This is a genomic window from Arthrobacter sp. P1_B11 (assembly GCF_056406715.1).
In genome coordinates this window covers 1-13,343 of sequence record NZ_JBFTZQ010000003.1, presented here as the reverse complement: position 1 = coordinate 13,343, position 13,343 = coordinate 1, and the positions used below count along the sequence as shown (strand labels likewise).

The following is a 13,343-nucleotide window of genomic DNA, read 5'->3' as shown; positions in this document are numbered from 1 at the left end:
TGAATTGATGGGACCACTCCGGCGGAACCACGCGGATTTCAGGCCAGCGTGGTGCCCATCACACACCCCGAGCGCCTCGCCGGCGCCCCTTCGGGCGCGGCTGGCGACCGCCACGAGCCTTGTGGAGCCTGTGGCCCTCAATTAGCTTGAGTCCAGCGCGGCCCCGAAAGCACCTGTTCTTGATGCCCTGCTCCACCGCTGCAAGAGCACCCCGCTGCCGCAAGTATCCAATCCGGAGGAATCCAATGACGTCTTCTTCAAAGCTCCCCTTTTCCGCTGGCTTGCTTAGGTGGCCAGCCCTTGCATCCGTCGCGGTGCTGGGCCTGAGCGGCTGTTCAGTTGCCAATTCCGACGCGGGCGCGGCTTCATCGAGCACGGTGCGCGTGGTCCTCGCCCAGGAACCGCCCACCCTCGAAGCCTGTGAATCGAACCTGACCTCCACCGGTGTTGTGGTGCGCTCGAATGTCACCGAGCCGCTGATCGAACGCAATCCCCAGAGCGGCGAGCTCGAGCCGAAGCTCGCCACAGAATGGAAAGCCACCACCGATAGGGAATGGACGCTGAAGCTGCGCGAAGGAGTCAAGTTCCAGGACGGCACGCCATTCAATGCCGAAGCCGCCGCCTTCACCATCGAAAGGGCGGTCAACTCCAAGCTGGGCTGCAACGTAGAGGGCTATGTCTTCGGCGATGCGGATCTCGCCGTGAAGGCCGTAAACGCCACTACCCTCACCGTCACCACACCGGAACCCGACCCCATCCTGCCGCTGCGCCTTTCGTTCCTTGAAGTGGTCCCGACGTCGACTAGCGCCACGGAGAAGGTCCGTGAGCCGATCGGCACCGGTCCCTACAAGATCGAGAAGTGGGACGCCGGCCAGAAGATCACGCTGTCCAGCTGGGACGGCTACTGGGGGGCCAAGCCCGCCTATGCCAAGGCCGAGTACCAGTGGCGTTCCGAAAGTTCGGTGCGGGCGGCCATGATCACCAGCGGCGAAGCTGACGTCGCGATGGGGCTTAGCCCGGACGACAACATCGGTGACCTCGGCGTCGACTACCCGAACAACGAGACAGTGGCCCTGCGGCTCGACGCCAACGAAGCACCGCTCAGTGACATCCGCGTCCGCCAGGCCATCAACTTCGCCATCGACAAGGAAGGAATCGTCAACTCGCTCTACCAGGGCAAGCACCAGGTGGCAGCCCAGTTGGTTCCTAAAGGCATCGTGGGGCACAACGACGCACTGAAGGGCTGGCCGTTCGACCTGGACAAGGCGAAGTCCCTTGTTGCCGAAGCCAAGGCCGACGGCGTTGACACGTCCGCGCAGATCTCGCTGGTAGTCCGCAGCGCCCAGTTCCCCAAGATCACTGAACTGGGCCAGGTGCTGCAGGAGCAACTGAGCCAGGCCGGCTTGAACGTAAAGCTCAAAATGCTGGAAACCAGCCAGCACCTGACCTATCAGGTCCGCCCCTTCGCAAAAGATGAAGGCGCAGTGGCGCTGATGACACAGCACGGAAACCAGGCCGGCGATGCCGCCTTCACTGTGGACCAGTACATGCTGTCCACCGGAGCCCAGAGCTACTTCGGCACCCCCGAGTTCGACGCCATGATCAAGAAGGCGGACGCGGCATCGGGCGACGAACGGAAGAAGGACTTCGAGGAGATCTTTGCCTACCAAAACGACAAGGTTGTCCAGTTCGCCCACATCTCGCACCAGACCGGCATCATCGGCAAGGCCAAGTCCGTGAACTACACGCCCAACTCGTCCAGTGGCGATGAGTTGCGTGTTTCGGAAATGACCCCGGCAAGCTAACCCGGCTCCGGGAGGAAGGACAGCCATGCTGATCTACTTGAGAAAGCGGATTGCCTCGAGCGCATTGCCGTTGATGGTGGTGATCGTCGGTGTGTTCGCGCTGGCCAGGATGACGGGAAATCCTGCCAGTCTGTACCTGCCGCTGAATGCCACGCAACAGATGCGCGATGCCTTCAGTGCGCGCAATGGTTTGGACCAGCCGCTGCCGGTGCAGATGGCCGACTACTTCGGCGGTGTGCTCCGGCTCGATTTCGGCCAGTCGCTGCGCACGGGGCAGGACGCGGCCGCCATGGCGCTGCGTGCCTTTCCTGCCACCTTGCAGCTTGCCGCCACCACCATGGTGCTGGCCATCCTGCTGGCCCTGGTGGTGGGTTGCTGGGCGGCATTAAAGCCGAACGGCATTGCGGACCGTATCTCAAGTTTCGTCTCGATGGCTGCCGCTTCCATCCCGGATTTCTGGCTGGCAATCGTGGGAATCTGGGTGTTCGCCATCACCTTGGGCTGGCTTCCGACATCAGGCGTGTCGGGAGCCGGTGCCTGGGTGCTGCCCATCGCCACGCTGCTCCTGCGGCCGTTCGGTGTGCTGGTCCAGATAGTCCGCGGTTCCATGGTCTCCGCGCTTTCTGAGCCCTACATCAAGCTGGCCCGCAGCCGTGGAGCAGGCGAACTCCGGGTCGTTACGCATCACGCGCTGCGTAATGCGGCCGCCCCCGCGCTGACCGTGGCCGGGGACCTGACGGTGGGCCTGGTCAACGGCGCCGTTGTGGTGGAAACCATTTTCGGCTGGCCGGGCATCGGGAAGCTCATGATCGATTCGATCCTGCAGCGGGACTTCGCTGTCCTGCAAGCAGCCGTCCTGCTCACCGCTGTCGCGATCTTCGCCCTGAATATCCTCATCGACATGGGTTATGCGCTGCTGGACGCACGCGTCCGTCCCGTCACGGTAAAGGCTTAGGAGTAGCCATGAAGAGTTCATTGACTGAAGGTGCGGCTCGGGCGCAGCTGCCGGCGGCCCTCCCGGAAGGAAATAGCGACGGTACGAGCAATGGTAAGAAGGACAGCAAGCAGGATGGAAAGCTCAGTCTCTTCCGCCTCCTGCTCAAGGACCGCTTTGCCACCGTCTCGGCACTGGTCCTTATCCTCATCGGCCTGACAGCCCTCATCGGCCCTGCCCTGATGGGCGATCTGGCCACCAAGCAGAACCTGTTGTTCGCCAACAAAGCACCCTTCACCTTCGCGCACGGCTGGGAATACTTCCTCGGCAGCGATTCCCTGGGCCGCAGCATGCTGGCCCGGCTGGTGGTAGCCAGCCGTACCACCTTCTCCGTCGCCTTGCCTGCGGTGGCAGTGGCCCTCATTGTTGGCTCCCTCTGGGGCGTTTGGGCCGGGTACCACCGGGGCTGGCGTGAGAACGTGTCCATGCGCATCGCCGACGTGATCATGAGTTTCCCGTCCCTGCTGCTCGCCGTCGTCGTGCTTTACGTGTTCAGCCCCAGCTCAGCGAACATCGTGCTGATTTTGGCCCTCACCCGCATTCCCATTTACCTGCGGACGGCGCGCGCCGAATCGGCCGAGCTCCAGAGCCGGACGTTTGTGGATGCGGCGCGCACGTTCGGTGCCAAGCCGAATGCGATCATCGTCCGGCACGTCATTCCCGTGGTGCTGCCGACGCTGCTGACGCTGGCTACGCTCGAGTGTTGTTACGTGATGCTGGCCGAGTCCTCGCTGAGCTTCCTGGGCATCGGCATTCAGCCGCCGGATGTCAGTTGGGGCCTGATGGTCTCCCAAGGCCGACAGTATCTGCAGACCGCGTGGTGGCTGTCGATTTTCCCCGGCGTCGCCATCGTGGTCACCACCATCGCGGCCAACGTCCTTGCCGCCTGGCTGCGGATCGCCACCGATCCGGCCCAGCGCTGGCGCCTCGCACTTCCCCGCAAGCGGCTGATCGCCCGCATCCCAGCCAAGGAGACACAGCCGTGAAAACAGCTACCGACCCAGCACCCGCAAAACGCTCGCGTGCCGCAGCCGCAGCCGCAGCCGCAGGCACAGCAACAGGGCAGGCGAAGGCACACGACGTCGTCCTTAAGGTCCGCGACCTTGCGGTGGACATCCGCACGCACCGCGGCACCGTGCGCGCCGTCAACAGTGTGGCCTTCGAAGCCAGGGCCGGAGAAACCCTGGCGCTGCTCGGGGAATCCGGCTGCGGAAAATCCATGACGGCCAAGGCACTGGCCGGGATCATGGACCCCGTCTGCGATCTGGCCGACGGCGAGATCAACCTCAACGGCACCGATCTCGCTGCCCTCACTCCCAAGCAACGGCTCAAGTTTGCCGGGCCCGAGCTGGGCATCGTCTTCCAGGACGCCCTGACTGCCCTGAACCCCGTTTATACGGTTGGCACCCAACTCGGCGAGGCCTTCCGCATCCACCGCGGCCTGAGTGCCAAGGAGGCCCGGGTTGAGGCGATTGATCTGATGAAGCGCGTGGGAATCCCTGAACCGGAGTCCCGGGTCAACTCCTACCCGCACCAGTTCTCCGGTGGCATGCGCCAGCGCATCCTCATCGCCATGGCCGTGGCCCTCAATCCCCGCCTGCTGATCGCCGATGAACCCACCACCGCCCTGGACGTCACGGTCCAGGCGCAAATCATGCAGCTGCTCCGGAAGCTCCGCGAAGAGGGCCAGATGGCTGTCATCCTGATCACCCACGACCTCGCGGTGGTGGCTGAGGAGGCCGATTCCGTGGCTGTAATGTACGCCGGCAACGTAGTGGAGAGCGGGCCGGTCTTCGAAGTCTTCGCCGACCCCCGCCATCCCTACACCAAGGGGCTGCTGGAATCGGTGCCGGTCCACCTGGAGCGCGGCGCACAGCTCAAGTCCATTGCTGGCAGCCCGCCGGAGCTCCACGACATCCCCGCCGGATGTGTCTATCAGTCCCGATGCCCGTTGGTCCAGGAAATCTGCTGTGCGGAACGGCCGGCGCTCCGTCCGGTCAGTGGTGCGGGCACCGGTCCGGTCGGCGGTGCGGTCACCGGACTTGGCGCCGCTGTCACGGGCAGCGCTTTGAACGTCCCTTCCGGCAACGAGCCGCGGCCTGCCCGCGCCGCCGCCTGCCACTTCAGCGAGGAGATCAACAATGTCTGAGCCGCTTCTGAAAATTGATGGCCTGACCAAGACGTTCCACGTGGCCAAGAGCGCCAGCGGCAATACGCGGCTCAAGGCCCTGGACGGGATCAGCCTGACCGTTGGCCGCGGTGAAACGCTGGGCCTGGTGGGTGAGTCCGGCTGCGGCAAGTCCACCCTGGCCCGGACCCTGATGATGCTGGAAACCCCGGATGAAGGGGCTGTCAGTTTTGAAGGGACCAATCCTTTCGGGCTCCGCGGGAAGGAGCTGCTGAGCTGGCGACGGCGGGTGCAGATGGTTTTCCAGGACCCGTTCGCCTCGCTGAATGCCCGGATGAACGCAGGGGACATCATCACCGAGCCGTGGGCCACCCACCGTGGCCTCTACCCGACGTCCAGGGAACGCGAAGCCCGGGTCCGCGAACTGCTGCACATGGTGGGTCTGCGACCCTCGGATGCATGCAAGTCGCCGCAGGAGTTCTCCGGCGGCCAGCGCCAGCGCATCGGAATTGCCCGGGCCCTGGCCCTGAACCCCGATGTCATCATCCTCGATGAGCCGGTCTCGGCCTTGGACCTTTCCGTCCAGGCACAGGTCCTTAATCTGCTCAATGAGCTCCAGCAGGAGCTCGGGGTCTCCTACATCTTCATCTCGCACGACCTGACCGTGGTCCGCCACGTGGCAGACAGGGTCGCGGTGATGTATCTCGGACGGATCATCGAGACGGGAGCCACGGAAGAGGTCTTTGACCATCCACGGCACCCCTACACGGCTGCCCTGATGTCGGCGTCCCCGAAGCTCGACGTCAGCGGTGCGAAGCAGGACAGGATTGTCCTCGAAGGTGAGTTGCCCTCTCCGTTGGATCCGCCGTCGGGCTGCCGCTTCCGGACGCGGTGCTGGCAAGCCCAGGACATCTGCAGTGAGGTTGCGCCGGAACCGCAGGTCCTCTCGGCCCTCGGTACGCGGCACGTTGCAGAGTGCCACTTCCCGCTCGATTCCATCAAGGGCCTGAAGGCCACCAGCGCCTCCGTCCCTATCGCGACTGCGCCTGCCACCGCCTCCGCCCCGTGACGGGTGCCGAATACGCCATCATTGCCGGGGTGATCTTCCTGGCCGCGTGCCTGCAGGCATCCAGCGGATTCGGCATGGGCATGCTGGCGGCGCCGGTGATCGCGATGGTGGATCCGGCGCTGCTGCCGGCCACGCTGATCCTCCTCGCGTTTCTGGTCACCGTGATGGTGACGGTGCGGGAGCGGCAAAGCCTGGATTTGCGGGGCGCAGGCTGGGCGCTGGTGGGCCGGGTTCCCGGAAGCTTCCTCGGCGCGTGGCTGGTGGCCGCCCTGTCCAAGGAAGGCCTTGCCTGGATGGTCGTGGCCGTAGTGCTGACCGGACTGGTGCTGGCAGGCCGCGGCTGGGCGCCCCGGCCTGTCCGGGTAAACCTGATCGCGGCAGGCGCGGCGTCCGGCGTCATGGGAACGGCCACGTCGATTGGCGGCCCGCCTATGGCGTTGGTCTGGCAAGGCCACGATGGACCCCGGCTGCGCGCCACCATGAGCGCATTCTTTATGGTGGGTTCGTCGATTTCCATGATGATGCTCTGGATCGCCGGTGCGGTCTCGGCCGAAATGCTGGTGTTGGCGATGTGGATGGTACCGGCGGCTGTGGGCGGCTACGCGGCTTCCCGGTTTGTTAACCGCTTCCTCAACGCGGTGCGCCTCAAGGCCCTGGCCCTGGGGGCGTCGGCGCTGGGTAGCGTCCTGCTGATCGTGCAGCTGGTCCTGGCAACTACGTAGCCGGAACCGGCCGCGGCACCAGGTTCAGAAGTTTCCCTGCGCGGGCCAGTCGCCCGATGTTGGCGGCAATGTCCGCTGCCCTGCGTTCAAAAGTGACCCGTGCATGGCCCGAATGGTGCGGCGTCAGTACGGTGTTCTCCAGCGCCGCGAAAGGCAGTTCTGCCGGCGGGACCACACCGTCCGCGGGCGACCCCCACCAGACGTCGAGGCCTGCTCCGGCGATGCGGCGTTCCTTCAGGGCTGCGTAGAGCGCGGCCTGGTCAACCACGGGACCGCGGGCCACATTAATGAGGAACGCCGAGCGTTTCATGCTGGCCAGTTCAGTGGTCCCGATCATTCCCTCCGTTCCGGGATCCAGCGGCACCGTCACCACAACGATGTCCGACGCGGCCAGAAGCCTGTGGAGCTCGTGGTTTCCTCCGACCCAGTCGAGGCGGACCCCCTCCGGAAGAGGGGCCGAAGGGTTGCGCCGGACAGCCCGGACCTTCATGCCCAGCATTCCGCCGACTCGGGCCACCTCGGCGCCGATGGAGCCCAGGCCCACCAGCCCCAGCGTCAGGTCGGCGAGAACGGGATGGAAAGGCACGTCGTCGTCCGTTGCGATGGTGCGCCACTTTCCTTGGCGGACCTCCCGGTCGGCGGCAGCCACATTGCGCGAAAGCATGAGCGTGACCATCATGACGTGCTCGGCGATGGGCCGTGCGTGGTGGAAGGTGTTGGCCACCTGAGCCGACGGCGCCAGATGAGGGAAAGAAATCTTGTCGTAGCCTGCGCCCGTGACATGCACCAGCCGCACGCGGCCGGCAGCCTCCGCTTCCGCGGGGCCGAGGGAGGAGCAAACCACGACGTCGGCACCCGCGAGGGCGGTAAGCCGGCGTTCGGGAGTCCAAGCCGCAGCCATGTCCCAGTGGTAGGCGCCGCCGTCGGCCCTTAGCCGGTCCTCGAAGCGGCTGATGATAGGGTCCGTGACCACGATCTTCAGCGATTGCACGCCGCCCGAAGCCCGCTCCCCGGCGTTTACCACCGGGGGCTCTGAAGCTCATAGGAGGGTTGGAGCCGCTGCATGTAGCCAGTGTCATCCCGGCTCCTGATCCCGCAGTCCAGGTACTGGCGGTGCAGGCGATCCAGGGCGTCGCGGTCTACCTCGACCCCCAGGCCCGGGCCGGTGGGGACCTTGACGGCGCCGTCCTTGAACGTGAACACGCCGCCGGCAATGACGTCCTCCGACGGGTCCTTCCACGGCCAGTGGGTGTCGGACGCATAGTCGAGGTTGGGGGTTGCCGCCGCCAAATGGACCATGGCGGCAAGGCTGATGCCCAGATGGGAATTCGAGTGCATTGACAGCCCCAGGCCGAACGTTTCGGTGATGCCGGCCAGGAACTGGGTTCGGCGGAGGCCGCCCCAGAAGTGGTGGTCCGAGAGGATGACATCCACTGCGCCGGCAGCCACGGCGGGCGCCACGTCCGCGAAGCTGACCACGCACATGTTCGTGGCCAGCGGCATGCCCACCTCACGGCGCACGGCCGCCATGCCATCAATGCCGGGCGTGGGGTCCTCGAGGTACTCCAGAACGCCGTGCAATTCCTTGCCCACGCGAATGGAGGTCTCCACCGTCCACGCACCGTTAGGATCAATGCGGAGCGGCAGGTCGGGGAATTCCGCACGGAGGGCCTGGATGGCCGCGATCTCTTCTTCCGGTGCGAAGACGCCGGCCTTGAGTTTAAGGGCGGTGAAACCGTAGCGGTCCACCATGGTCCGGGCCTGCTTCACGATCCCGGCAGGGTCCAAGGCCGCACCCCAGCCATCGTCCTCCTGGCCGGGGTGGCCCGCCCACTTGTAGAACAGGTACCCGCTGAACTGCACAGAGTCTCGGACAGCGCCGCCTAGGAGGTCGCTGACCGGCCGGCCGAGGAGTTTGCCCTGGATATCCAAGGCTGCGACGTCGAACGCGGACAGCACGCGGTCAGCTGTGCTCGAGCCGGTCACCATGCCGCTCATGCCGTGGCCGCCCTGGATGTTGTCCTGCTGCAGTGCCTCGGTGATCCGGCTGCGCAGCCGGTTGATGTTGAAAATGTCCGTCCCGGGCAGGGCGGCAGCTGCGAGCTGGAGCCGGGCAATGTGGCCGGCGTCGCCGTAGGTTTCACCGAAGCCAGATACGCCGGCGTCCGTCTGGACCTCCACGATGGCCCGCAGCGCGAACGGTTCGTGGACGCCGACGGTGTTCAGGAGCGGTGGGTCCTTGAAGGCCACCGGGGTGATGAAGACGCCCGTTATCCTGGCCTGGTCGACGTACTGGGCGGGATCGTATGCCTGGTCCACTGCGCTGTGCTCCTTGGGTTGGCTCGGGGTTGATTTACCTGCTCCGTTCCCCGACCATAAGGGGAGTCATCGATCCACGTCCAAGCTAATTTGCGCACTCAACAATTCAGTAAAGGTATGAATGTTTTCCCTACCCCAGTTAGAAGCGTTCGTGGCCGTCGCTGAAGAGCTTCACTTCGGCGCTGCGGCGGAGCGGCTCAACATGACGCAGCCGCCGTTGAGCCGCCAGATACAGATGCTGGAGAAGAAGCTGGGAGCCCAGCTCTTCGGCCGCACCAGCAGGAAGGTGGAGTTGACCGCCGCCGGCGCCACCCTGCTTCCGCGGGCACGGCAGATCCTGGACATGTGCATCAAGACGGACCTGGATGTCCGCCGGGTCTCGTCCGGCGAAGCGGGCGCCATCACTGTGGGGTACACGGCCATAGCCGGGCAGAGCGCGCTGCCGCTGATGCTGCGGCGAGCCGCGGAGGGAATGCCGGGGGTGTCCTTTGTACTCCGGGAACTGGTCTCAACGGACCAGATGGACGGCCTGGTGAAGGGCAGCGTGGACATCGGCCTGCTGCGGCCCATCGTGGCCCGGCCGGGCGTAGTGTCCCGGCCGCTCATGCAGGACCGTCTGGTGGTGGCGCTGCCCGAGGGCAGTTCGTTGCTGGGCAACATGGCGGCGCCGCAGGGGGAGTCGCTGCCACTCGGGTCCCTGGACAGGCTTCCGTTGCTGATGTACTCCACCAAGGAGGCCCGTTATTTCCATGACCTGGTGCTCCGGCTGTTCGCCAGCGCCGGCGCCCACGCCAACATCACCCAGTACGCCAGCCAGGTTCCCGCTCTCCTGGCCTTCGTCCAAGCCGGGCTTGGTGTGACACTTGTCCCCGCCTCGGCAATGGCTTTCGCCCCCACAGGAGTGGAATTCCATGAGATCGACGGACGGCACGGCATTCAGGAGCTGAACCGGGTGGACTTGGAGCTGGCATGGAACGAAGAAACAGCCAACCCCGCGGTCCTTCGGCTTCTGAAGCTGATCGAGACGTTCTGACCGGCCCGGCTGGCGCCTGGCGGGTCCTGATCGGCCCGTCCTGACTGGGTACGCCCTGACCGGCAGGCCGGAACTACTGGCGTCCGGCCCGGAGCCGTCGCCGTGAGTTAGCGAGGTGGCTGCGCATGGCAGCCGACGACGACGATTCGTCACCATCTGCGATGGCGGCATAGATGGATCCGTGCTCGTGAACCACCTGCTCGAAGTGGTCCCGGGCGTAGTGCTCGGTTCCGGTCATCAGCCGCGTCCGGGGCATGGCGATCATGGTCTGCCCGAGGGAGGCCAAGCAGTCGGAGTAGAACGGGTTGCCTGAGGCTGCGGCGATGGCTCGGTGGAACTCGTAGTCCGCCTTCATGGCGTGCGCCGGGTGCTCCACGCCGGCCGTGAAGTCCTCGAGCGCGTTCAACATTGCCTTGAGTTGGCGGTCGGTGCGGTTCCCGGCGGCGAGGGCGGCGGCCTCGGACTCGACGCCGATTCGGAACTCCAGCAGGTGAATCCGGTCTTCCATGGTGACCACAGCCCTGGTGCCGTTTGCCGCCGTCGGGCCGTCCGGGGGCGGGGACAGCGCGAAGCTGCCCCGCCCGCGTTCGGTCTCCACGAGTCCCTCCGCCTGAAGGCGGGTAAGAGCGGCCCGGACCACGGTGCGGCTCACGCCAAACTCGCCGATCAGCGTGTTTTCGCTCGGTAGCTTGTCCCCGGGCTGGATGTCGCCGTCGACTATGCGGTTGCGAAGATCGGCGGCGAGGTCCGCGGTCAGGTTCCGGCTCATGGCTTCAAGATTACGCGCCGAACTCCACTGTCTCGGTGGTCCAGGCGCGGGCCTGGTCACTGAGGCTCACGCCGAGGCCGGGGCGGTCTGGGACGATCATGCGGCCGTTCTTGGTTTCGAGGCGCTCGTTGAACAGCGGGTCCAGCCAGTCGAAGTGCTCCACCCACGGCTCGCGCGGGTAGGCGGCGGCGAGGTGCAGGTGGATCTCCATGGCGAAGTGCGGTGCCAAGCCCAGACCGCGTTCGTCCGCGAGGGCGGCGAGGCGGAGGAACTGGGTGATGCCGCCGACGCGGGGAGCGTCGGGCTGGATGATGTCGCAGCCGTTGGCGTTGATGAGGCCCTTGTGTTCGGCTACCGAGGCCAGCATCTCGCCTGTGGCGATGGGCGTGTCCAGGACGGCGGCGAGGTGGGCGTGGCCCTCGAAGTCGTATGCGTCCAGCGGCTCTTCGATCCACACGAGGTTGAACTCCTCGAGCTGGCGGCCCATGCGCAGCGCGGTGGCGCGGTCCCACTGCTGGTTGGCGTCCACCATGAGCGGAACGTCCCAGCCGATGTGTTCGCGGATCCCGGCGACGCGGCGCAGGTCCTCCTTGCTGTCCGGGAGTCCGACCTTGATCTTGATGCCGCCGATGCCTTCGTGGATGGACTGGGTGGCACGTGCCTTGACCTCATCCAAGGTCGCGTTGAGGAAGCCGCCTGAGGTGTTGTAGGTCTGCACGGAGTCACGGTACGAGCCCAGGAGTTTGGCCAAGGGCAGGCCGGCACGCTTGGCCTTGAGATCGTAGAGGGCGATGTCGATGGCGGCCAAGGCCTGGGTGGCTACGCCGGAGCGGCCAACGGATGCCCCGGCCCAGAGGAGTTTGGTGTAGATCTTGCCGATGTCGTTGGGGTCCTCGCCGATGATGCCATCGGCAACTTCTTTGGCGTGGGCGTACTGGGCAGGCCCGCCGGCTCGCTTGGAGTAGCTGAAGCCAATTCCGCTGTGGCCCTGTTCGGTGGTGATCTCGGCGAAGAGGAAGACTACCTCGGTCATGGGTTTCTGACGGCCGGTGAAGACCTTGGCGTCGCTGATGGGAACGGCCAGCGGGAGCCTCGCAGTGGAAAGTTTGACGTGCCGGATCAGGTCGACGGTGCTCATGGGTTCTCCTTGGAAGCGGAAGGGGGCAACATCGCCCGCAGGTCTTATGCTACAAGTAGCGAACTTGTATTACAAGTTCCTCTCGATGGACCCGACCATTGGAGGTGCCGAAGCCGAAGAGTTCGCATGCCAGGACCGCCGGGTGGGTGGCCGTTTTATGTTCGGTGGTGGTGGTTGCGTCGGGGTTTTTGGGTGGGGTCGATGTGGGGTGGGGGGATGAACCAGGGGATGCCGGTGGCGATGTGGATTTGCCATTGTTCTTTGTGGATGAGGTGGTGGTGGTGGGTGCAGAGGAGGACGCCGTTGTCGGTGTTGGTGGGTCCGCCGTGTGACCAGTAGGTGGTGTGGTGGGCTTCGCACCAGGGGGCGGGGATGGTGCAGGTGGGGAAGGCGCAGCCTTGGTCGCGGGCGGTGAGGGCTTTGCGGAGGTGGGGTGGGAAGATCCGGGTGGTGCGGCCGATGTCCAGGATGCGGCCTTGGCTGCCGAGGAGGATGGGGATGATGTCGGCGTCGCAGGCGATCTTGCGGACGGTGGCGGGGGTGACGGGGCCGGTGAAGGCGAACGTCCCGGTCCCGGCGGGCGTGTCGGGGAGCGGGGGCTGGCCGGTGGCGGTGTCGGGGAGCGGGGGCTGGCCGGTGGCGGTGTCGGGGAGCGGGGGCTGGCCGGTGGCGGTGGCGGTGTCGGGGAGCGGGGGCTGGCCGGTGGCGGTGTCGTCGGTCGCTGCGGGTGCTGTGCCTGTGGCTGCCGGGTTTTGCCAGTGGGTTTGTGCATTGTCGCCGGGGCGGCTGGGGTCGGCGGTGTTGGTGGTTGTCCGGGTCGTGGGTGTGTGTCGGGTGTAGCGGGGGCCGTTGGCGGCGGTGGTGTGGAGGCGGTTCAGGAGGTCCTGGTAGCTGATGGTGACCATGACCTGGGGCCGGAGTCCGCCGGTGGCTGGCAGGGTGTTGGTGGCGAGGGCTGTTTTGCAGGCGCCGACGAGGCCGTCGAGGAGTTGTTGGGGTCGGGTGCGGCGTTCGAGGTGGGCGTCCGCGGCCGCGGCTTCGGCCGCGGCGCCGAATCCCGGCCCGGTATGCGCGCCGTCGTCACCGCCGGCGGTGTCCTGTTGGCCGGTGCCTGTTCCGGTCCCTGTTCCGTCCGCGGTGGTGGGTTGGGTGCGGGGGTTGGTGGCGGTGTTCATGGCGGTGAGGAGGTGTTCGTATTGGTCGGTGGTGGCGAAGATTTCCAGGTGGTGGAGGCCGCGGCGGGGCCGGCGGGTGAAGGCGCCTTGGCGGTGGCGGAGTTCTTCTTCGCTGGGTTCGGTGCCGTCCTGGTCGATGGCGTCGGTCCAGCGGTGGGCGATGCGGAGCAGGAAGTCGTGGTCTGGTCGTT

At 65.8% G+C, this 13,343-nt stretch carries 12 protein-coding genes; 7 read left to right on the top strand and 5 right to left on the bottom strand.

The annotated features are described in order from the left end of the window. The first annotated feature begins 245 nt into the window (after positions 1 to 245). From AC1D14_RS03435 to AC1D14_RS03410, 6 genes are read left to right on the top strand one after another with little or no spacing between them, the layout of a single operon-like run. The gene (locus AC1D14_RS03435; RefSeq protein WP_230120398.1) at positions 246 to 1,805 is read left to right on the top strand and encodes an ABC transporter substrate-binding protein; all 1,560 of its coding nucleotides are present in this window, start codon (positions 246 to 248) and stop codon (positions 1,803 to 1,805) included. Between the two features lie 25 nt (positions 1,806 to 1,830). After that, positions 1,831 to 2,760 (top strand): ABC transporter permease, encoded by a 930-nt coding sequence (locus AC1D14_RS03430; protein WP_230120399.1) that lies wholly within the window; start codon positions 1,831 to 1,833, stop codon positions 2,758 to 2,760. Between the two features lie 8 nt (positions 2,761 to 2,768). Beyond that, on the top strand, positions 2,769 to 3,785 hold the full coding sequence (locus AC1D14_RS03425) for an ABC transporter permease (RefSeq protein WP_230120400.1): 1,017 nt from the start codon (positions 2,769 to 2,771) through the stop codon (positions 3,783 to 3,785). Continuing rightward, positions 3,782 to 4,948 (top strand): ABC transporter ATP-binding protein, encoded by a 1,167-nt coding sequence (locus AC1D14_RS03420; protein ID WP_230120401.1) that lies wholly within the window; start codon positions 3,782 to 3,784, stop codon positions 4,946 to 4,948. The genes AC1D14_RS03425 and AC1D14_RS03420 overlap by 4 nt, the downstream gene beginning before the upstream one ends. Further along, positions 4,941 to 5,996, top strand: coding sequence for an ABC transporter ATP-binding protein (locus AC1D14_RS03415; protein ID WP_230120402.1), 1,056 nt, complete (start codon positions 4,941 to 4,943; stop codon positions 5,994 to 5,996). The genes AC1D14_RS03420 and AC1D14_RS03415 overlap by 8 nt, the downstream gene beginning before the upstream one ends. Further along, positions 5,993 to 6,718 (top strand): sulfite exporter TauE/SafE family protein, encoded by a 726-nt coding sequence (locus AC1D14_RS03410; protein WP_230120403.1) that lies wholly within the window; start codon positions 5,993 to 5,995, stop codon positions 6,716 to 6,718. The genes AC1D14_RS03415 and AC1D14_RS03410 overlap by 4 nt, the downstream gene beginning before the upstream one ends. Here the strand turns inward: AC1D14_RS03410 and AC1D14_RS03405 are convergent. Both AC1D14_RS03405 and AC1D14_RS03400 read right to left on the bottom strand, forming a co-directional pair. Next, positions 6,711 to 7,742: a 2-hydroxyacid dehydrogenase gene (locus tag AC1D14_RS03405; RefSeq protein WP_476968056.1), complete on the bottom strand. Its 1,032-nt coding sequence runs from the start codon at positions 7,740 to 7,742 to the stop codon at positions 6,711 to 6,713. The two genes, AC1D14_RS03410 and AC1D14_RS03405, sit on opposite strands and share 8 nt — an antisense overlap. Further along, a complete protein-coding gene (locus AC1D14_RS03400; protein WP_230120405.1) occupies positions 7,736 to 9,037 on the bottom strand; it encodes a glucarate dehydratase family protein in 1,302 nt (433 codons plus the stop codon). Before AC1D14_RS03400 ends, AC1D14_RS03405 begins: the two co-directional genes overlap by 7 nt. Positions 9,038 to 9,158: 121 nt before the next feature. Here AC1D14_RS03400 and AC1D14_RS03395 point away from each other — a divergent pair, with 121 nt between their 5' ends. Continuing rightward, positions 9,159 to 10,070 carry a LysR family transcriptional regulator gene (locus AC1D14_RS03395; protein WP_230120406.1) on the top strand — a complete coding sequence of 304 codons (912 nt, stop codon included), beginning with the start codon at positions 9,159 to 9,161 and terminating at the stop codon, positions 10,068 to 10,070. A gap of 73 nt (positions 10,071 to 10,143) precedes the next feature. On the opposite strand, the gene AC1D14_RS03390 is transcribed toward AC1D14_RS03395, so the two are convergent. From AC1D14_RS03390 to AC1D14_RS03380, 3 genes are all read right to left on the bottom strand, one after another. Next, entirely contained in the window at positions 10,144 to 10,839 is a 696-nt protein-coding gene (locus AC1D14_RS03390) for a FadR/GntR family transcriptional regulator (RefSeq protein ID WP_230120407.1), read from the bottom strand. Positions 10,840 to 10,849: 10 nt separating this feature from the next. Beyond that, the gene (locus tag AC1D14_RS03385; RefSeq protein WP_230120408.1) at positions 10,850 to 11,977 is read right to left on the bottom strand and encodes an L-talarate/galactarate dehydratase; all 1,128 of its coding nucleotides are present in this window, start codon (positions 11,975 to 11,977) and stop codon (positions 10,850 to 10,852) included. 155 nt (positions 11,978 to 12,132) lie between these two features. After that, the coding region (locus tag AC1D14_RS03380) for an HNH endonuclease signature motif containing protein (protein ID WP_476968055.1) at positions 12,133 to 13,343 on the bottom strand (1,211 nt) is incomplete at its 5' end.

Coding starts and splice junctions, on each gene's coding strand:
- AC1D14_RS03430 (WP_230120399.1), top strand. CDS start 1,831: ATGCTGATCTACTTGAGAAAGCGGATTGCCTCGAGCGCATTGCCGTTG.
- AC1D14_RS03425 (WP_230120400.1), top strand. CDS start 2,769: ATGAAGAGTTCATTGACTGAAGGTGCGGCTCGGGCGCAGCTGCCGGCG.
- AC1D14_RS03435 (WP_230120398.1), top strand. CDS start 246: ATGACGTCTTCTTCAAAGCTCCCCTTTTCCGCTGGCTTGCTTAGGTGG.
- AC1D14_RS03395 (WP_230120406.1), top strand. CDS start 9,159: ATGTTTTCCCTACCCCAGTTAGAAGCGTTCGTGGCCGTCGCTGAAGAG.
- AC1D14_RS03415 (WP_230120402.1), top strand. CDS start 4,941: ATGTCTGAGCCGCTTCTGAAAATTGATGGCCTGACCAAGACGTTCCAC.
- AC1D14_RS03390 (WP_230120407.1), bottom strand. CDS start 10,839: ATGAGCCGGAACCTGACCGCGGACCTCGCCGCCGATCTTCGCAACCGC.
- AC1D14_RS03385 (WP_230120408.1), bottom strand. CDS start 11,977: ATGAGCACCGTCGACCTGATCCGGCACGTCAAACTTTCCACTGCGAGG.